General features: G+C 69.2%; 15 protein-coding genes and 6 pseudogenes. 13 read left to right on the forward strand and 8 right to left on the reverse strand.

The genetic code is table 11. The features are described 5' to 3' along the window. Positions 1-121: 121 nt before the first annotated feature. Together CLM62_RS49360 and CLM62_RS53085 are read left to right on the forward strand one after the other, a co-directional pair. The gene (locus tag CLM62_RS49360; protein ID WP_143659112.1) at positions 122-1,255 is read left to right on the forward strand and encodes a hypothetical protein; all 1,134 of its coding nucleotides are present in this window, start codon (positions 122-124) and stop codon (positions 1,253-1,255) included. After that, positions 1,144-1,566 (forward strand): annotated as a pseudogene (locus CLM62_RS53085) (transposase); the annotation flags it as partial. The gene CLM62_RS49360 and the pseudogene CLM62_RS53085, both read left to right, overlap by 112 nt. A gap of 80 nt (positions 1,567-1,646) precedes the next feature. Here the strand turns inward: CLM62_RS53085 and CLM62_RS51580 are convergent. Beyond that, positions 1,647-1,901 (reverse strand): hypothetical protein, encoded by a 255-nt coding sequence (locus tag CLM62_RS51580; RefSeq protein ID WP_257003905.1) that lies wholly within the window; start codon positions 1,899-1,901, stop codon positions 1,647-1,649. A 512-nt stretch (positions 1,902-2,413) separates the two neighbouring features. On the opposite strand from CLM62_RS51580, the gene CLM62_RS18145 reads away from it, so the two are divergent. The 3 genes from CLM62_RS18145 to CLM62_RS18155 all read left to right on the forward strand — a co-directional run bounded on the left by CLM62_RS18145 (position 2,414) and on the right by CLM62_RS18155 (position 4,344). Beyond that, positions 2,414-3,004, forward strand: coding sequence for a TetR/AcrR family transcriptional regulator (locus CLM62_RS18145; RefSeq protein WP_095750929.1), 591 nt, complete (start codon positions 2,414-2,416; stop codon positions 3,002-3,004). 45 nt (positions 3,005-3,049) lie between these two features. Beyond that, positions 3,050-3,241, forward strand: a complete 192-nt coding sequence (locus CLM62_RS18150) for a hypothetical protein (protein WP_095750930.1) — start codon at positions 3,050-3,052, stop codon at positions 3,239-3,241. A gap of 518 nt (positions 3,242-3,759) precedes the next feature. Further along, positions 3,760-4,344 carry a GtrA family protein gene (locus CLM62_RS18155; RefSeq protein ID WP_257003906.1) on the forward strand — a complete coding sequence of 195 codons (585 nt, stop codon included), beginning with the start codon at positions 3,760-3,762 and terminating at the stop codon, positions 4,342-4,344. 447 nt (positions 4,345-4,791) lie between these two features. On the opposite strand, the gene CLM62_RS18160 is transcribed toward CLM62_RS18155, so the two are convergent. The 3 genes from CLM62_RS18160 to CLM62_RS18165 all read right to left on the reverse strand — a co-directional run bounded on the left by CLM62_RS18160 (position 4,792) and on the right by CLM62_RS18165 (position 6,553). Next, entirely contained in the window at positions 4,792-5,538 is a 747-nt protein-coding gene (locus CLM62_RS18160; protein WP_095750931.1) for a response regulator transcription factor, read from the reverse strand. Positions 5,539-5,753: 215 nt separating this feature from the next. Further along, entirely contained in the window at positions 5,754-5,927 is a 174-nt protein-coding gene (locus CLM62_RS50070) for a hypothetical protein (RefSeq protein ID WP_179382134.1), read from the reverse strand. Between the two features lie 440 nt (positions 5,928-6,367). Further along, positions 6,368-6,553, reverse strand: a complete 186-nt coding sequence (locus tag CLM62_RS18165) for a hypothetical protein (RefSeq protein WP_143659113.1) — start codon at positions 6,551-6,553, stop codon at positions 6,368-6,370. Between the two features lie 522 nt (positions 6,554-7,075). On the opposite strand from CLM62_RS18165, the pseudogene CLM62_RS53090 reads away from it, so the two are divergent. Then, positions 7,076-7,268: pseudogene (locus CLM62_RS53090) on the forward strand (integrase core domain-containing protein); the annotation flags it as partial. 51 nt (positions 7,269-7,319) lie between these two features. On the opposite strand, the gene CLM62_RS18170 reads toward CLM62_RS53090, so the two are convergent. Beyond that, positions 7,320-8,138 carry an oxidoreductase gene (locus tag CLM62_RS18170; RefSeq protein WP_095750933.1) on the reverse strand — a complete coding sequence of 273 codons (819 nt, stop codon included), beginning with the start codon at positions 8,136-8,138 and terminating at the stop codon, positions 7,320-7,322. Between the two features lie 488 nt (positions 8,139-8,626). After that, positions 8,627-9,013, reverse strand: coding sequence for an ester cyclase (locus CLM62_RS18175; RefSeq protein WP_179382135.1), 387 nt, complete (start codon positions 9,011-9,013; stop codon positions 8,627-8,629). Between the two features lie 570 nt (positions 9,014-9,583). Here CLM62_RS18175 and CLM62_RS18180 point away from each other — a divergent pair. The 5 genes and pseudogenes from CLM62_RS18180 to CLM62_RS18205 form a co-directional block, all read left to right on the forward strand. Next, a pseudogene (locus tag CLM62_RS18180) lies at positions 9,584-9,745 on the forward strand (TetR family transcriptional regulator); the annotation flags it as partial. Positions 9,746-10,689: 944 nt separating this feature from the next. Next, complete coding sequence (locus tag CLM62_RS18185; RefSeq protein ID WP_257003907.1) at positions 10,690-13,692, forward strand: amidohydrolase family protein; 3,003 nt, start codon at positions 10,690-10,692, stop codon at positions 13,690-13,692. A gap of 271 nt (positions 13,693-13,963) precedes the next feature. Further along, positions 13,964-14,778 (forward strand): annotated as a pseudogene (locus tag CLM62_RS18195) (oxidoreductase). 288 nt (positions 14,779-15,066) lie between these two features. After that, positions 15,067-16,507: pseudogene (locus CLM62_RS18200) on the forward strand (DHA2 family efflux MFS transporter permease subunit). Between the two features lie 268 nt (positions 16,508-16,775). Beyond that, the gene (locus CLM62_RS18205; RefSeq protein ID WP_218835606.1) at positions 16,776-17,060 is read left to right on the forward strand and encodes a hypothetical protein; all 285 of its coding nucleotides are present in this window, start codon (positions 16,776-16,778) and stop codon (positions 17,058-17,060) included. Here the strand turns inward: CLM62_RS18205 and CLM62_RS51585 are convergent. Continuing rightward, positions 17,061-17,177 (reverse strand): annotated as a pseudogene (locus CLM62_RS51585) (oxidoreductase); the annotation flags it as partial. It abuts the gene before it with no gap. 98 nt (positions 17,178-17,275) lie between these two features. On the opposite strand from CLM62_RS51585, the gene CLM62_RS18215 reads away from it, so the two are divergent. Then, a complete protein-coding gene (locus tag CLM62_RS18215; RefSeq protein WP_095750936.1) occupies positions 17,276-17,851 on the forward strand; it encodes a TetR/AcrR family transcriptional regulator in 576 nt (191 codons plus the stop codon). Positions 17,852-17,909: 58 nt separating this feature from the next. Next, positions 17,910-18,785: an LLM class F420-dependent oxidoreductase gene (locus CLM62_RS18220; RefSeq protein WP_095750937.1), complete on the forward strand. Its 876-nt coding sequence runs from the start codon at positions 17,910-17,912 to the stop codon at positions 18,783-18,785. A 7-nt stretch (positions 18,786-18,792) separates the two neighbouring features. On the opposite strand, the gene CLM62_RS51590 is transcribed toward CLM62_RS18220, so the two are convergent. Then, positions 18,793-18,972, reverse strand: a complete 180-nt coding sequence (locus tag CLM62_RS51590) for a hypothetical protein (RefSeq protein WP_095750938.1) — start codon at positions 18,970-18,972, stop codon at positions 18,793-18,795. Positions 18,973-18,992: the final 20 nt, after the last annotated feature.

Genomic DNA, 18,992 nt, shown 5'->3' on the forward strand with positions numbered 1-18,992 from the left:
CATGAGTCGGGCGTTGTCGCAGAGGGTGCGTGTCTTTGTGCGGTGGTCGGTCGTTAGGTCGAACGGATGGGTGAGTGTGCCCGGTTCGGGACCATGGCAGGGGGTGGGTGTGGGCCGGTTGGTGGCGACGGCCACGTGTACCGCCTTCCGCGGTGTGGTCGAGGGCAGTGGCGAGCGGATCGGTCAGCGGCTGCTGTACCAGCGGGTGTCCTTCCTTGCCTCCTTGTGCCAGGAGCTGACCCGGGCCCTGGTGGCCACCCGGTGGGACGATGCCTCGCTGGATGCGTTGGCCGCCGGTGTCGACGGGCAGGGCGAGAAACTGCCATCCAAGGGCTGGATGGCGATGCGCCGCCTTCACTGGGCGGGGGCCGCCACGCCCGCCGAGGGGGTCTACGTCTCGGACCGGGTGCGCCGGGCGGCTGAGGAATACGCGGCGCGCATACTGCGTCTTGCGCTGCACCGGCGCACCCTGGTGGCGGCGGTCCTGGCCACCTGGCCCGCCGACCCCCACCGGCGCACCGAAGCGGAGTGGACCGCGCTGCGGGCGCTGCTGCCCGCCGGGGTGAGCGGTGCGGAGATCCGCAACCGCACCCGGCAGGTGCGCGCGTATCTGGCCGAACACGGGAAACTGCCCGCCGGGCTGTGCGAGCTGGAGGAACCGCCCCAGGCCGCGGCACAGGTACTGCTGGCCGCGATGGACCGCCAGCAGGTCACCCTGGAGCGGGCGGACGGGACCACGGCCCGGCTGCGGGTGAAACTCCCGCTGTGCCAGGCCCCGGCCTCGGGCCGGGACTGGGCCTGGCATGTCCTCGATGTCCGCCTGCCGGACACCGTCGAGGCGGACGCGGTCCTGCACACCCCCACCCTGCGCCCCACCGGGGCCGGGCGGATCGCGGTGGACCTGCCGCACTCGACGCCGGTGACGGCCGCCAGGGCGTCCGGGCACCGGGTGGCGCTCGGTTTCGACTGGGGGGTCAACACCCTCCTCACCGGCACAATCGGCCGCCTGGCCGGGCGGGGCGAGACTGCGCGGGTGCTCACCGACGGCCGCCCCTGCTGTTCGACGCCACCGCCATCAGTGCGAAACTGCACCGGCTGCGCGGCCACCGTGAACACCTCGCCGCCAAACGCGACCACTACCGCATGCTGGCCGACGGGCTCGGCTCCCCCCACCTGGCCTGGGCCGGACTCCTGGACAAGGCCGCGGTGCTGCAGACCGAGCACGAGCGGGTGTGCGCCCGCATCCGGAAGCTGAACGACGCGCTGGCGTGGGCGGCGGCCCGCTGGGCCGTCGACCAGACCACCGCGCTCGGCGCCACCGTCATCTACCTCGAAGACCTCGCCACCCTGGAGGCGCGCGGCCGCAGACGCGGTAACGCCCGGCTGTCGGGGCAGGTGCGCGGCACGGTCGCCGAGGCGATCCGGCACCTGGCCGCGAAGGCGGGCATCGCGGTGGTCACCGTCCCCGCCCGGGGCACCTCCGCCCTGTGTCCCGGCTGCCTCAGTCCGCTGGGCCATCATCCCGCCCCCGACCGGCTGGCCGAGCGCGGCTGGACCTGGGCCCACTGCACCGGGTGCGGGCTGTCCATGGACCGCGACCTGGCCGCCGCCCGCCGGATCGTCTCCCGCGGACTGCTCGCCCAGAATCAGACCATCACCGACCGTGCCACCGGCACCCGGACCATCCGCACCACCATCGAGGGCACTGTGGCCCTGGTGCGCCGGCCGAAGAAGACCACCCGCCGCCTGCGCCGCGCCCGCCGCGCAGACAGCGCCCCGCCCCGGCCGCCCGGCCCGAAGACCACCCGGGGCAAGACCCGCCCCACACCGGCCCGGCCCTCCCCGGCCCGCCGGTCGAAGACTTCCCGCCGTATGCCCGACGTGCGTACGGTCCCCGCCACCACCCCCACCACGGGGGCAGTCCAGCGTCCGGCGGGGCATGACACCCAGACACCAGCCGCCACATCCGGGCCGGTGCCAGGTCATGGAGTACCCGCACCCCACCGGCCCGAAGAAGACCCTCTTCGATCCGACCGAGTGCGGCCCTCACGCAGAACCTGTCGGCGGCACACCCGCGCCGCCCAGCGGACCGGCTTCCACCACTGCACGCCACCGAGGTCCACCCCCTCACCCCGAGGTTCGGACCGCCGGACGGCAACCGCACACGGCCACGCCGCGCCCGAAAAGCCTGGAAACCACAGGCACACACAGAGTTCTAGAGACGCTCCGACAGCGCGCCCGCGTAATCACTCGCCCAGCACTGCGGCACGCTCACTGCCAGGAGTCGGACCCCCCGGGGTCGCTGATGTGGCAGGGCCGGGCCGGCGATTTTTTGGATTACGTTCGCAATACCATAGACTGGTGGGTCGGTGAAGGGCAACCGGTCCTTCCGGCCCGCGAAGGAGCGTGTGCTGTGGTGCGGTACGGAAAAGAGCACAAGGCGGAGACGAGGCGGCGGATCATCGAGACGGCGGGCCGCCGGTTCAAGCAAGACGGTATCGACGGCTCCGGGGTCTCGACGCTCATGAAGGACGCGGGGCTGACCAATGGGGCCTTCTACGCCCACTTCGAATCCAAAGACGACCTCGTCACCACGGCAATCGCCGACCAGTTGAAGGCGCAGGCCGAGAGTGTCGTCGCGCAGGCCGCACCCGGCCGTGCCGGACTCGAGCAGATTGTGCGCGGCTACCTGTCGCCCCAGCACCGCGACAGCCTTGGCGACGGCTGCCCCAACGCCGCTCTGCTCGACGAGATCGGGCGCTGCACCGACATGACCAGGCAGGCGTACACCGACGGCGTGCTGGTCCTCATCGACGGCATTGCCGCCCGCATGGCGCCCGAGGACCCGTCCTCCGCACGCGTGAAGGCGCTCAGCCTCCTCGGCCTGATGGCCGGGACGCTGCAGCTTTCCCGCGCCTTGACCGACAGCCAACTCGCCAAGGAGCTCCTCGATCAGGGGATCGACAACGCCCTCGCCCTGCTGGACGCCGGGCAGCGCGTCTGACGCACCACATCCCTGGCCCCAAGCTGTGGCTCTCGGGGGAACAGTTTGACGCTGGCAGCTCCCTCCAGCTGGGTACTCAGCCGACGCCACGTCCTCGCCGGGGCGGCCTTCGCGCTGATAGTGCTGGTCGTCTGGTTCGGCCTGCGGCACACCCAGGTGGCACAGCACCATGCCGCCCAAGCGGCGGCGGACCGGGTTGCCGTGACCGAGTCCGAGGTGCTGCCCGGGAGCAGGTAGGAGGCCCGTACGGAGCCATCGTGCGGCGGCCTCAGAACAGGGCTCTTGCCTTGGACGTCGCCTCTGACGTCCTGCGGACACCGTCTCTGCGGACCGCACCTGGCCCAGCTGGCCGATCACCGTGCACCGCCGGGGCAGACCCACCTGCGCGACCGGGCGGCTGCCGGCGGATTTGTGAGCATGACGCGGGCGGCTGTGTGCAGCGGTCGGTGGCGGAGACTCCCCGGTTCGGCGGCAGCCCTGTTCCCGTGCCGTTGCAGGTTGCGCGTGCAGACGCACCGGCGGAGAAGCCCGGGAAGGATGCTGCCCGGGCCGGTGGCCATGTAGCAGCGGAGCGGTCGTCGCGTCGGGCGCGTGTGCCGTGGTGAATCCGCCCCCCGTCACTCATGTGAGTACGGTCATAATCCCAAGCTCGGTCAGGCCCTTGCCTACAGGTCGACTCCCTGCTTATTGTCGTACGGTCGTAATGTAAAAGTCCAATGAGCGTGCGGACGCATCTCAGTCGAAAGGGACTTCCCATGAAGTCGCTGGTCTTGCCGAAGACGACGCCGGGGGCGGCGGACGAGGCGCGGGGTGCGGAACTGACGGACACCGATGCGGCCGCGGCGCGACAGAACCCGGGCGCTCCCGGTCCACTCGCCTCCTTCGCCCGGTTCGTCCTGTTCGGCGGCGGTGTCGGGGTCGCGTCCAGTACTGCCGTGGTCGGGCTCGCCGGACTGATGCCCTGGGCTGTGGCGAATGCTCTGATCACCGTCGCCTCGACTCTCCTCAGTACGGAGCTCCACGCACGCTTCACCTTCGGGGCAGGGCATGCCGGATGGCGCCAGCACTGGCAGTCCGCGGGGTCGGCCACGGCCGCCTACGTGGTGACCTCCACCGCGGTGCTTGTCCTGCACCTCGTGCAGCCGTCGGCCGGAGTGCTCTACGAGCAGGTCGTCTACCTCACCGCCGCTGGGCTCGCCGGTGTCGGGCGTTTCCTGGTGCTGCGTGTGTTCGTATTCGCCGCTGGCCGGACCCGGACCACGGTGCGGGCCATGAGCCCGGCGCCGGCGCGGGAAACGGGCGCCAAGGTGTCCCTGCTTTTCGCGGCACCGGCGCTGTGAGCAAACGGTCCGATCGTGTCTCCCTCGCCGATGACCGCCGACTCGCCGATGACCGCCGACTCCAGTGAGGCCCGGAGGGCCCGCAGCCGAACGTTCTTTACCAGTAAGGCGAGGTGGGCGCCGAGTCGGGGAACCAGGGCGTCCATCGCTGCGGGGCGATGTCGCGGCCGAACAGCTGGTGAGGTCCGCTGGAGGTGTGACGTGGGAGGTGTCCCAAGGCCCGCAGCATCTGCTGCGGGCCTTGGGACACCTACTGGCCGGCACACCGGTGAACAGCAGGTCGGGGATCGCGTCGGCCCGCGCTCCGAGGCGCGGGCCGACGTCTCGGGCCGGAGGGCTACTGCCACCAGCAGGTGATCTTGATCATTTGGACGACGCTGCCGGTGCTCAGCGTGAAGCCGAGCCCGTCGACGGCAGGCTGAGCGCGGATCCCCGCGTGACCGGGCCTCAGCCGGCTGCGGGCAGAGCGGCGGGACCTCTGCGGTCGGCGCCGACTGCGTGCGGCGGTGCTGGTCGTGCGGGTCTGACCAGTCCGGTGTCGTAGGCGAAGATCACGGCCTGCACGCGGTCGCGGGCGCCGATCTTGCCGAGGATGTGGCTGACGTGGGTTTTCACGGTGGATTCGGCCAGCGACAGCCGTTCGCCGATCTCGAGGTTGCTCCAGCCGGAGGCAATGGCGGTCAGTACTTCGCGCTCGCGCTGGGTCAGGGATTCGTGTCGGCGCTGGGTCAGGAATGCGAGCTGCCGGTTCTGGCCGGGGGTGCGGCCCGGCAGCCGGTCGGAGAAGACGTCGATGAGCTCGCGGGTCGGACCGAGGGCGATGACCACGTCCCCGGCGGCCACGGCCCGGATACCGGCGATGAGTTCGTCGGGCAGTGCTTCCTTCAGCAGAAACCCCCTGGCACCGGCGCGCAGGGCGTCGTACGCGTGCTCGTCGATGTCGAGAGTGGTCAGGACCAGGACGTGGGAGCGGCCTCCGGACTCGACGATGCGGCGGGTGGCCTCGATACCGTCCATGCCAGGCATCCGTACGTCCATGAGCACGACGTCGGGGCGCAGTTCGGCTGTCATGCGGATCGCTTCGGCGCCGTGGGCGGCCTCGCCCACCACGGTCAGATCGGGGTGCTGTTCCAGAAGCATCCGGAAGCCGAAGCGCTGCAGGGCGTGGTCGTCGACGATGAGAACGGTGGTCATGCCAAGTCTCCGTGTGGGCGGTGGTGGTGGGGGTGGCGGTGGTGGGGACGAGAAGGGGCAGGGACGGTCCAGTCGCCGCGGGAGTTGGGCCCCGCGGTGGCCTCTCCTTGGCAGAGGGCGGCCCGCTCGCGTATGCCGACCGGCCTCAGGTCGCCGCCGTCATGGCCGTCCCCCCGTGGGACGGTGCACGGGGGCGGCGTACTTGACGATGTTGGTCAGGACTTCCTGGATGATGCGGTGGACGGCGAGCCGGAGCCCTGGGTGAGGCCTGCCGCGTCGCCCTCGGTGTACGGGGTGTCGTCCGGCTTCTCATCGTCGTCGCGGATGACGGCGTCAGCGGCGTACTTCTCCTTGGTGCCGTTGCTTTGAGAGCTTGGTGGCTGCTTCACGGTCGACAGTCGGCCGGCCGGTTGAGTGTGCGGAGTTGCCTGTCGAAGTCCCGGGCGGGAACGACATGGCGGAGCTGGCTGATGCCTCCGGTGGTCGGGCCGGCGGCGTAGCGCGGTTTCGCGAATGCGCTGATCACGTTTTCGACGCTACTGATGAAGGGGTGGCAGCGGATCCGTCGCCGTATCGGTCATGGAACTGCCAAATCTGGTGAACGCGGGTACCGGGAGTGGCTCGGGCGACAGCAGCCCCTTAAGCCTTTCAAGTAAATGGACCTGTACGGACGGCGCCAGGGGCAGGTAGCTCCGTGATGTCGCGCGTGCGAACGTGCACGCTTCCGTCCTGGATCTGCACCGGGCGTGCTTGGGCGGGATGGGGGCCGGTCGGTGCGCAGGTCGTGACGGGAGCCACGTAGCCGACCCTCGGAGGCCCGCCGCTCGACTCAGGCGGCGAGGAAGTTGGCCACCTCGGTCGCGAACTGCGCCGCAGTGCCCGCCGGCTCGGCTTCGACTACGCCCTGTCGGTCCGCGCCGGTCACCAGGTCGCCACCCCCGGTGGCCGCTTCACGGCGACCACCCTGGCCGCACGGCTGCCCCGGCGGGCGTGGATGCGGATGCTCACCGGTCACGGCCTGAGGGGCGACCGCCACTACGACTGGGCCTGGACCGACATCCAGAGCGACGACGCCCCCGACCCCGAGGGCACCGAGGGCGACGGGACATCCATCCTGGTCGTACGCCGACACAGCTTCACCGGCGGACTCTCCTTCTACCGCTGCCACTCCACCCGACCCGTCACACTCGCCTGCCTCGTACACATCGTCTGCACCAGATGGCGGGTCGAAGAGGACTTCCAGCTGGCCAAGGGGCACCCTGGCCACAGCCGTCCTGGCCGTCACCCGCGCCCGCACCGCGACCACCACCTTTGCCGTCGGCCTCATCCCGGCCAGCGCACGCGAGTTGCTGACCATCCTGCGGGCAACCGCCCTGCCCCCGCTCCGCCACGACATCGGCCACGTCCTGCACGGGTCCGCTTGGCGACGCCGTTACCAAGCCATCGCGCAAGCCTGCCACCGGCGCTGGAACAACATCACCGCCACGCGGCCCCATGACACCACCATGACGACCAAGAACTACAGCTGCCGGGTCAGAGCGGCCTCGACAAGGCGGAGTTGATCAAGCCTCGCAAGCACTGGCACGGCCTGGCCGACGTCGAACTCGCCACCGCGGAATGGGTCGACTGGTTCAACAACCAGCGCCTCCACACGCCGATCGGAGGCATCCCGCCCCACGAGCACGGAGACCACCTACTACGCTCAACACCAGCCCCAACCGGCGGCTGGAGTCAACGTACAGAGCCTCCACCGATCCCGGGCGGTTCATTGTCTGCAAATCTCAGCCGGGGAGCTTGTTGCTCTTGCGGACCTGTCCGTCGAAGACCCCGGCGGGAAGGATGCGGTGCGCCGTGCTGAGGAGCCGGGCGCTCCGGCCGGCGGTGTACCGCACCTTCGGCTTGGAGTCGGTGGCGGCCGCGACGATCGCCTTGGCGACGACGGCGGGGTCGTCGCCCTCCTCGTTGACCGCCAACGCCAGCTTGTCGGCGATGCGCCGCTGCTCCGCGTAGATTTGCATGGGCATGTCGGGCTCGACGGTGTTCGCCTCGAACGAGGATTTGGTGCCGCCCGGCTGGACGATAAGGGCCCGGACCCCGTGTTCGCGGATCTCGTGGTCCAGGGACTCGGTGTACCCCTCGAGCGCGTGCTTGGACGCCGAGTAGGTGGCCATGTAGGGCGCGGGGAGGAACCCGAGGACGGATGAGATGTTGATGATGCGCCCGCTTCCTTGGGCGCGCATGTGCGGGAGAACGGCCTTGGTCATGCGCATCACACCGAAGACGTTGATGTTGAAGAGGCGCTGGGCCTGCGCGAGAGAGTTTTCCTCGGCGGCGCCCGAGGAGCCGATGCCCGCGTTGTTGACGAGAACGTCGATCCGCCCGAACCGCTCGATCACCTGCTCGACCGCGGCAGCGACCGAATCGTCGCTGCCCACGTCGAGGGCGAGGAACGTCACGCCTTCGCGACGGTCGGCTCCCGACGTCTTCCGGCTCGTTCCCACCGTCTCGAAACCCGCTGCGGCGAGCGCGAGGGCGGCCGCCTTTCCGATTCCGGTGGACGCGCCTGTCACGAGTGCCACCGGTCGGGTTGTTGTAGTCATTGTGGCCTCCAGAGCCCATTAGATTATGTTCATAATCTAAACGTGGGGCGGGGTGGTTGGCAAGTGGTCTTCGGTAGTGAGGTGCGGCACTGGCGGCTGGCGGATCTTCAGGCTCATGGCAGCCGCGGGGCTGACCGACGGACCTTCGGCCGGGCTGGTCGCTCCGCGCTCATCTGCGACTCCCCGGAGTCCCTCACTGTGGAGGCCCCGGTGGAGCCGTCCGACACCCTGGAAGGCACTTCCGTCCCCGCGGGCACGGCGCTGGACCTCGGTGCGTGGGGCGTTGCAGGTGTTCGTTACCGGGGACGGAGCGGCAGCTTGGGGCGAGGGACCTGACGACACCCACCAGAAGAGAAGCGCCGGCGCCAGTTGTCCGCCGAAGGCGTCGGGTCTCCCGCGCACCGCAAGGGGACCGCACATCTATGGGCGGCACACCGCGTGGAGGAGACACCGTCAGCTCCACGCCCCGGAAGACGGTAGTAATCCTCTCAGGACTGCAACTGAGCGAAGAGCGACGCCAGGTCGACGAGGGCCCAGCCCTCGGTGAACTTGCCGTCGACGACCTTGAACATGCGGAACTCCAGCACCTTGGTCAATCGGCCAGTGGGGGGAGTGCCGTTGAAGGGCCGGGTGCTCGTGCCGGCCATGATGAAGCTGATCGCGAACCAATCGTCCTCGGCGACGACACGGACCGTCGTGAAGGTGACGTCGGGGAACGCGTCGTAGACCGACGCCACCACCGCGCGGTTCTCCTCGACGCCGGTGGTGGTGCCGTCGGCGGCGTGGTTGCGGAAGTCCGGCGCGAACAGGGCGAACACACCGTCGGTGTCCTGCAGGTTGAGTAGCCTGATGAACTCATCGGCGAACTGGTGCAAGTCGGTAGTGGACGTTTGGGTTTCGACGTTCGAGGAAGACATGTGCTTCTCCAATGTGGGTGGACGGAGCCGCTCCGCCCCGGTGATGGACAGTGGAATCGGGTCGAACAGGCGGGTTGGACGAGCAGGGTCTGGCGCGTTTCCGGCCTGCGCGAGTGCGACCGTGTCGACATATTGCTGAAAACTGCAACATCTGAGGCAGAGGCTGGGTTGAAGCCATCGGCACCATCTGTGGTGGCCGGACCGTGGAGCAGGCCGGCTTGCCCTTGGCGGTCGCGCGTCACCGAGTACTTCGAGCCGGCTTGCCTCGACGCCGTCGAACGAGCAACCCGCCGACCAGGCAGGGGTTCAGAAACAGGCACTCACATTCACCGATGGACCTCTCCTCATTGGGGACTTATGGCGCCCCCGATATGGCGCACGCCGATCACGCCCGACCCTACGGATGAAGGAATGAAAGCGGATCCGTCACCGTGTCCGTCATCGCGCTGCCGTCGTGGTCGGGCCGCTTCAGTTGCGTCGAGGTTCGCAGACTCCGACTCGATCCCAACGCCCGCAGTTCAGCGGTGATTTCGCACCAAGGAAGAGATGCTCGTGTTCGCTCTCGGGCACATCAGCGAGCGGATCAGCGAGCGCGTACAGGCCCGCCTCCTCAGGAGCCCAGCCCAGTCGGCCAGCACCGCCCTGGGCCACGCGGCCACCGAGATCTCACTGCTCCAGGACCCGCAGCGCGGTCTCCGGCTCGCCCGTGATCGACCCCGGCGGGCAGTCGGTGCGCCCAGGTGACGTGACCTCGTGCGCCGCCCCGACATCGAGGGGCCGCTTTCGCGGGGGAGCGAGCTGAAAGCTCAAAGGTCTGCTGCCGCCGGAGCCACTCGCGATTCCTCATTTCGTCCCCAACCGGTGACGTGCTGACGGATACGGTGACGGATCCGCTTCCAGGCCTCCCTCCGTAGGTTCGGACGTGATCAGTCCACTCGCGCCCCACCGCAGGAGGATGACGTGGCGATTGCGATCACCGAGGCCGGGAGTGCCGGCCGGACAGTGGCCACGCTCCTCAACGACGCCGTCCGCGCGGCAAGTTCAGCGGCGCCGACCCGGTCGGCGCCGCTCTGGCCGCCTCCCAATTCGGCGAGGGCCGCGCCGATGACCCGTGTCAACGGAATGCGATGCGCATACCGGTAGCTCGGCATACCAGCGCCAGTCATCGCGAAAAGACAGGGGCCGTATCCCAGAGCGGAGGAGGACGGCCCCGCCGCGTGCCGACCCGTGGGAACGGGGATTGGCGCGCGGGACGGGCCCGGCGGCCGATTCCCTGTCCCAGGAGCGACCACCGGGCCCGGTCACCGCACGGTACTTCCACAGAAAGAAGAGGTGTCGGCAGGTGTCTGGCCGGCGGAGAAAGAGTGGTCAGCCACGCCCGATCCCGTCTGCTGCCGGGCCACTGCCGACACACTGATTACTTGCGAGGATTGATGGATCAGCACGATGAATTGTCTCGTCGAGGCGCTCTGAGGGCCGGGTTGGGCGGGCTGGCCGGCGCAGCAGTTTCGCTGCCTTCAGGACAAGCCTCGGCATCTTCTGTTTCCCCCTCTTCTGTTTCCTCCTCCGCCAACGCGGCTGCCCTTTCCGCACCGGCCAGGACTTATGAGTTCACCGCCGGCACCAATGCGTTTGTGTCCGCTTCGCCCGTCGGCGATCGGCTGATCGCCGTAGTGCAGGGTGCGTTGTGGTCGGTTCCGCGTGCGGGCGGGACGGCGGCGGCGCTGACCTCGGCGGATCTGGAACCGGCCCGTGTGGCCTGGTCGCCCGACGGTTCGCGGATCGCCGTCTGCGCGTATCAGGGGGGCGGGTTCCATGTGTGGACGATGGCAGCGGACGGTTCCGGTCTACGTCAGCTGACATCCGGCCCCTGGGACGACCGGGGTGTGTCCTGGTCGCCCGACGGTTCGCGGATCGCGTTCTCGTCCGAGCGTGGCGGGGATCCGGTAGCCGGAAGTTCCTACGGCATCTGGACGGTGGATGTGCGGTCGGGCGAGTTGGCGCAGCTCACCGACGATGCCGATGCGGAGGATTACGACCCGGCCTGGCACCCGGACGGCACCCGGCTGGTGTTCGTCCGAGCCGGAGCCAAGGGCGGACGGACCCTGGCCTCTGTCCCGGCCGGGGGCGGGGAGGTGTCGGTGGAACGTACGGTGGACGCGGGCACGCTGGTCGGTCCGGCGGTCGCCACGGACGGCCGGGTGGCCTACGTCCACGTGGGCGATTTCGCCGCGCCCTTCAATGCGGCGAGTTCCGTCCTCATGGTGGACGGCGCGGCCGTGACCGACGGTGAGGACGTCTCTCCGTTCCCGCCCTGCTGGACCCCGGACGGTGAGCTCTTCTATGTCGCCGACGGGCAGGTGAAGGTCCGGCGTCCGGGCACCGCACAGTCCGCGCCGGAACAGATCCCCTTCACAGCGTCACTGAGCCTCTCCCGGCCGGAGTACCGCCAAAAGCGCTACGACTTCGACTCGTTGGTCGACCGTGAGGTGCGGGGAATCCACCTTCCGGTGCTCTCTCCCGACGGGAAATCGGTTGCCTTCGCCGCACTCAATGCCCTGTGGGTGATGCCGATCGGCGGTCGTCCCCGGAAGATTGTGCAGGCGCACGCGTCCGCCTATGTGCAGATGCCGTCCTGGGCACCGGACGGAGAGAGCGTCCTGTTCTCCTGTGAAGGAGACGCGGACGGCAGCCTGATCAGCGTCCACCGTCACTGGCTGGGCAGCGATCGCGCCGATGTGCTGGCAACCGGAGGCCGCCTGCACCCCGTGCTCTCCCCCGACGGCTCCCGACTCGCCTGCCACGACTCCACGGGCAACCTCCTCATCCGTGACCTGGCCACGGGAAGCGAGAAGGCGCTCGTCGCGCCGCTCGGTGCCAACGGCCTGCCCGGTCCGCCGAGTTGGTCGCCCGACGGCAAGTACATCGCGTTCTGCGACCGCAACCGGCTCAACCTCCGGTTCCGCGAGGGATACAACGTCATCCGCGTCGCCGACACCGCTACCGGGCAGTGGACCGCCCATCAGCCCGCACCGCACGCCTCCCTGTCCGACCGTGGTCATGGCGGCCCGGTGTGGTCGCCGGACGGCTCGGCGATGGCGTTCATCATGGAGTCCGCGCTGTGGGTGATGCCGGTGCACCCCAACGGCACACCCGCCGGTGATCCTGTGCGCCTCACCGACGAGGCGGCCGACCACCCCTCATGGTCGGGCGACTCCGGCAGCTTGCTCTACGAGTCGAGCGGTCGGCTCAGGCTCATCGCACGCGACGGCTCCGGCCGACGCACCGTCCCAGTGCCGCTGCGGTACCGCCGCTGCCTGCCCTCCCGTTCCGACGTCACCAGAGTGCACGTCGGACGCCTGTGGGACGGGACCGGCGAGACGGTCCGAGAGGATGTCGACATCGTCGTCCGCGGCAACCGCATCGCCGCCGTGGAACCGCACCGCGCACGGGCAGTGGCGGGCGAGAAGCTGATCGACGCGTCCGGCTCCACCGTCATCCCGGGACTGTGGGACTCCCACACGCACCCGTGGCAGTACACCTACGGCGGCCGGCAGAACAGCCTCATGCTCGCCTACGGCATCACGAGCAACGTCTCGCTGGGCGGTTTCGCCCACGAGGCGGTGCGCATCCGCGAGTCCGTGGCCGCAGGCAGCATGAACGGACCGCGCCTGTTCGCCACCGGTGAGCTGATCGACGGCAGCCGGGTGGCCTACAGCATGGGCAGGGCGCACCGGACCCAGGACGGCGTCAGGCGATCACTGGAACGGGCGGTCGACCTCGACTACGACTTCGTCAAGACCTACGTACGCGCCCCTACCTGGATCATGCGGGAGGCCGTGCGAACCGCTCACGAGGAACTCGGGGTCCTCACCGGAAGCCACTTCCTGTCGCCAGGCGCAGCCGTCGGCCAGGACCTCACCTCTCATCTGCAGGCCACCGAGCGTGCCGAATACGGACACTCCCTCTCCCCGACCGGGCACGCCTACCAGGACGTCCACGAGATGTACGCGGGCGGCGACTTCAAGATCATTGTCACGCCGTTCATCGCTCTGGCGCTGCTCATGGCAGACCCCTCGCCGGCCAAGGACCCACGCGTCACCACGCTCATGCCTCCTTGGGACAAGGCCTTCGTCCAGCGAATCGCGGCGACCCCGCTCAGCGATGCCGCCACCCACGCCCTCCAGCAGGACGCGGCCGTCTTCCGGAAGATCGTCGCCGACGGCGGCACACTCGCCCTGGGCACCGACGCCCCCCTGACCCCCATCGGTCTCCACCTCCATCTCGGCCTCCGCGCCCTGCACGACTCCGTCGGCCTGTCCGCCGCACAAGCGCTGCGCACGGCCACCTCCGTCCCCGCGGAACTCTTCGGGGTCAGTGACGACCTCGGAACCCTGGAACCGGGAAAGCTCGCCGATCTCGTGGCGATCGACGGCAACCCCTTCCAGCACTTCGATGACCTGATCCGTACCTCGTGGGTCATGCGCGACGGCGTTGTGCACCGCCAGGACGACCTGGTCGGCGCGTTCGCCACCAAGTCGGCTGAACAACGCACCGCAGACCACACCGACTGGCTCACCGTCAGCCGAGAGCTGCGCCGCGAACCCTGTTGTTCCCGGCACGCCTTCGACGTCTAGGGGGTGTTTTGAAAGTCCTGTGCGGTGCCCGCGGTGTTCGGTGCGTGCCCTCGGCGTGCCGGACGAAGGCCCTCGTTGCGGAGCTACTTGGGCCTTTGGCCGGTGCGGCGAGGGTGCGTGCCGGGCGCCGCGGGTGCTGTGCGGGGCTTTCAAAACACCCCCTAGGGGCTGTCCGGCGGATCAGGTCGACCACTTGCCATTCGCCGCCCTCTCCTCATAATCTTACGACCGTAAGATGAGCGATCGTAATCTAATAATCAAGGAGTTCGTGATGGCGGCAACTCGGCCGGTGGCGCTCGTGACAGGTGCCTCATCGGGGATCGGCAAGGAGACGGCCCGCGCCTTCGTCACGGCGGGTTTCGAGGTGATCGGCACCGGCCGCAAGACCTCCGGACTCACCCCGCCCGCCGGTGTGACGTACCTCGATCTCGACGTGGCCAGTGACGACTCGGCCACCGCCGCGGTCGGAGAGGTGATCGAACAGTTCGGGCGGATCGACGTCCTCGTCAACAACGCCGGTATGGGTTCAGCCGGTGCCGTCGAGGAGAACTCCCTCGCCCAGGCCCAGAGCATCTTCAACGTCAATGTCTTCGGCGTCATCCGTATGACGAAGGCCGTCCTGCCGCACATGCGCGCCCAGGGAAGCGGACGCATCATCAACATCTCGTCCGTCCTCGGGATCACCCCCCAGCCCTTCATGGCCCTCTACGTCGCGACGAAGCACGCGATCGAGGGCTACTCCGAGTCGCTGGATCACGAGGTCCGCGAGCACGGCGTCCGAGTCCTCCTCGTCCAGCCCGCCCTCACCAAGACGGACTTCGATGCCAACGCCGCGCGGCCCGACACCCCGCTGCCTCTGTACGCGGAGCGGCGGCGCGTCTTCGACGAGGGCATGTGGCGGGGATAGAGAAGGGCGACGACCCCGCCGTCGTCGCCAAGGTGATCGTCGAGGCAGCCACCGACAAGAAGCCGAACCTGCGCTACACCGCCGGCCCCGTGGCCTCACGCGTCAGCAAAGCCCGCCGCCTCGTCCCCGCCCGCGTCTTCGACCAGCAGATCCGCAAACTCAACCAGCTGCCCGGCTGACACCGCCCCCCGCACATCGACCTGACTGCGCGCGACGAGCGGGTGCAGCACGGACCTACCCTTCCCCATCGTCATCGGCAGGCTGACCCGGACGACCTCCCCGATCGCCGGGGGCCGCGCGCGCCTGCCCGACCGGCGGAGGCGTCAGCACGGTGGACCCATGGGCGGCCGTGGTGCTCGCCGCCCGCCCCGAGCACCGCATTCACCGGCACCGCATTCACATCCGGCTCAGGCCCCTGGTCTGCCCTCTATTGATCAGTCACTCGTTCCGTCTGACAAAGGACAGTCATGTCACAGCAGCAACACCAGCGGCCCGCCCGGAGCGGCACCACCATATGGGTCGTGGCCATCACCAGCATGGCCGGATTCATCACCGCGCTGGACAACCTGATCGTCACGACCGCCCTGCCTTCGATCCGTGAGGACCTCGGTGGCGGACTTGAGGACCTCGAATGGACGGTGAGCGCCTACACCCTCACCTTCGCGGTCCTGCTGATGTTCGGCGCCTCGCTGGGTGACCGGTTCGGACGGCGACGGCTGTTCGTCCTCGGGCTCGGCATCTTCACCGCCGCCTCCGCCGCGGCCGCGCTCGCACCGGGGATGAACGAACTCATCGCCGCCCGAGCGGTGCAGGGCGTCGGGGCCGCCATCGTGACGCCCCTGACACTCACCCTGCTCTCGGCCGCCGTCCCGGCCGAGCGGCGTGGCGTGGCCCTTCGGCATCTGGGGCGCGACCAGCGGAATCGCCGTCGCCACCGGACCTTTGATCGGCGGCACGCTCACCGAACAATTCTCCTGGCAGTGGATCTTCTGGGTGAACGTCCCGATCGGGCTGATACTGATTCCCCTCGCCCGGCTCCGGTTGACCGAGAGTCACGGCCCGAACCCGAGCCTGGACCTGCCTGGCACCGTGCTGGCCAGCGGCGGCCTGTTCGGCATCGTCTACGCCCTGGTGCGCGGCAACGCCGACGGCTGGACCAGCACCCCGGTGCTGGGTGGTTTCTTCGCCGGTACGGCCCTGCTGGTCGCCTTCGTCCTGTGGGAACAGCGCGCCAAGCACCCGATGCTGCCGATGCGCCTCTTCCGTCATCGCTCCTTCAGCGCCATCAACGCCGCCAGCCTGCTGATGCTCCTCGGCATGTTCGGGGCGATCTTCCTCCTCAGCCAGTACCTGCAGACCGTCGGTGGCTACTCGCCGATGGAAGCCGGCGTGCGCATGCTGCCCTGGACCGCCATGCCCATGATCGTCGGGCCGCTGGCCGGGGCCCTGTCCGACCGCATCGGCGGCGCTCCTGTCGTCACGGTGGGCATGGCCCTGAACGCGGTGGGTCTCGGGCTCTGGGCACTGGCGGTCGAGCCGCAGGTGTCGTACACCTCTCTGCTGCCGGCGCTGATCGTCTGCGGAATCGGCATGGGGATGTTCTTCGCCCCCAGCGCGAACCTCGTCATGAGCACGGTCCGCCCGGAGGAACAGGGCATCGCCTCCGGCGCCAACAACGCGATCCGTGAGGTCGGCGGCGCCATCGGCGTCGCATCACTGGCAGCCGTCTTCTCCGCCCAGGGCGGCTACGGGTCCGCCTCACAGTTCGTCGACGGTCTGGTCCCTGCGCTGTGGGTCGGCGCCGGTGCGGTCGCCCTGGCCGCGGCACTCGCGTTGCTGATGCCCCGCCAGTCCAAGGCCGACGGCCCGGCCGCCGACCTCTCGACCGCCGCCCCGGCCGCCATCTGAACCCCGCACACCCCTGACTTGAGGAAACTTTCGTGCTGAACGCCCTGTAAAAACCCGACCTTCGCCGGGGCCATCCCCTGCTGCACCGGCTGGCGATGGCCCCGAGGATGACGCGTTGCCAGTAGCCGTCGTCACGGGCCGAGGCGAAGAACCACTTCGTGCCGCGCGCGAGACGCTTCTCCTTCTCGCCGTTCTCGTAGTAGAGGCGGGCCGCGGGGTCGACTCGGTGCCTGCGCATCTCCCCGGTGGTGGTGTCGACGGTGAAGGCGTGTACGAGCACCGCACGATGGCCGAGGGCCTGGCCGAACCGGGCCGCCCCGCCCCCTCCCTCGCCGACCGCGCCGCGCAACACGGCCCCGACGGCATGGTCTTCGTCGGCAGCCCCGACGAGATCGCCGACCGCATCCTCCACCTGCACGGACTGCTCGGACACACCCGCCAGATCCTCCAGATGGACGTCGGCGGCATGCCCCAGCGCGACTTCCTGCACGCCATCGAACTCCTCGGCACGAAAGTGCTCCCCAAGATCCGCGCCGAACTGGCGAAACCATGAGCCGGAGGCGCCGCCGGTGACGACCGCGCGGCGGCCGGTGGATTCGATGCCCGCGACGACTTCGGCGGCCGTGGACCGGGCCGTGAACGACGTGGTGATACGTGTGCTCGTGGTCATTCTCGCGGTGCTCCCGTTTGCTACGCTCCAAACCGGAGGTTCCTCCGAATTGCTTCGGACTCGGAGGGTCCTCCGGTCGCCCGGGAGGAAGGAATGCTGTGACCGGCAACACGCGCGGACTGCGTGCCGACGCGCGGCGCAACCGGCAACGCCTGCTCGACGCCGCCGTAGGCGCCTTCTCCGGGCGGGGTGCGGACGCGTCGCTCGAAGCCATCGCCAAAGAGGCGGGTGTGGGTATCGGCACGCTCTACCGGCACTTCCCCACCCGTGAGGCGCTGGTCGAGGCCGTCTACCGCAACGAAGTCGCCCGGGTCTGCGACAGCGCAACGGAGTTGCTCGCCGAGTTCCCGCCCGACAAGGCGATGCGGCTGTGGATGGACCGGTTCATCGACTACCTGACCACCAAACAGGGCATGGCGGACGCGCTGCGGGCCGTCATCGCCTCCGACGACGCGGATCCGTTCGCCGAGAGCCTGGACCGGATCAGCACGGCCATCAGCACCCTGCTGGATGCCGGAGCCGAAGCGGGCGTCCTGCGCTCGGACGTGGACCCCCTCGACGTCGGATTCGCCCTCGGCGGCGTCCTGCTGATCACCAGCGACAAAGGGCTGCGCGACCGGGCCGGCCGCATGCTCGACCTGCTGCTCGACGGGCTCCGCTACGGCGCCGGATGAAGCGAGTCCCGCGACCGGACCGCGGGAGACCTGTACGAACGACGAACAGGAGAACACCATGCACCTGGGCGTGCACATCACCCGTTTCAACCACCCCGACGGCCCGGCCGCCGTCGGCCCCGAACTGGCCGCCGCGGGCGCTGCGGCGGAGGCGGCAGGCGTCAGTCGGCTCTCCGTCATGGACCACTACTTCCAGATGGAGTTCCACGGACTCGGCGCGACGGAGTCCATGCTGGAGGGCTACACCACCCTCGGCTACCTCGCGGCACACACCTCGACGACACGACTGGGCCTCCTGGTCACCGGAGTGACCTACCGTCATCCCGGCCTGCTGGCCAAGATCGTCACCTCTCTCGACGTACTCTCCGGCGGCAGGGCCTTCCTCGGGATCGGCGCCGCCTGGTACGAGCGTGAGCACGCGGGTCTGGGCGTGCCGTTCCCCCCGGTCGCCGAGCGCTTCGAGCGGCTGGAGGAGACACTGCGCGTCTGCAAGCAGATGTGGGACCCGCAGGACAACGGCCCCTTCGAGGGCAAGCACTACCAGCTGGCCGAGACGCTGTGCATACCGCCCGCGATCAGCTCACCGCACCCCGAGATCATGATCGGGGGCAGCGGGGAGAAGAAGACCCTGCGGTTCGTCGCCCAGTACGCGGACGCCTGCAACCTCTTCGTCTCCAGCCCGGAGGAGATCGCGCACAAGCTGGAGGTGCTGCGCGACCACTGCGAGGACGTCGGCCGCGACTACGGAACCATCCGCAAGACCGTCCTCTACATGGACCCCAGCGGCAGTCTCGACGGCTTCCCCGCGGCCATGGCCGAATACGCCGCGCTGGGCATCGACGAGGCCATCGTCGCGCCCCCGGACGGCGCCCCCGCTCAGTGGATCGAACGCCATGCCGCCCCCGCGGCACGCGCGCTGGCCGAGCTGGGCTGACGGCGCCTCACCAGGTGAGTTTCGCCGAGGTCGGCAGGAAGACCTGCGGCAGGAAGACCTGCGGCAGGAAGACCTGCGGCAGGAAGACCTGCGACAGGAAGACCTGCGACAGGAAGGTGACAGGAAGGTCCGCGGCAGGAAGACCTGCGACAGGAAGGTCTGCGGCAGGAAGACCTGCTCGTGACACCCTCGGCACCCCATCCGACT

Source organism: Streptomyces sp. SA15 (genome assembly GCF_002291145.1).
Lineage (GTDB): Bacteria > Actinomycetota > Actinomycetes > Streptomycetales > Streptomycetaceae > Streptomyces.

Coding starts and splice junctions, on each gene's coding strand:
- CLM62_RS18155 (WP_257003906.1), top strand. CDS start 3,760: ATGAAGTCGCTGGTCTTGCCGAAGACGACGCCGGGGGCGGCGGACGAG.
- CLM62_RS18160 (WP_095750931.1), bottom strand. CDS start 5,538: ATGACCACCGTTCTCATCGTCGACGACCACGCCCTGCAGCGCTTCGGC.
- CLM62_RS18170 (WP_095750933.1), bottom strand. CDS start 8,138: ATGACTACAACAACCCGACCGGTGGCACTCGTGACAGGCGCGTCCACC.
- CLM62_RS18220 (WP_095750937.1), top strand. CDS start 17,910: ATGCACCTGGGCGTGCACATCACCCGTTTCAACCACCCCGACGGCCCG.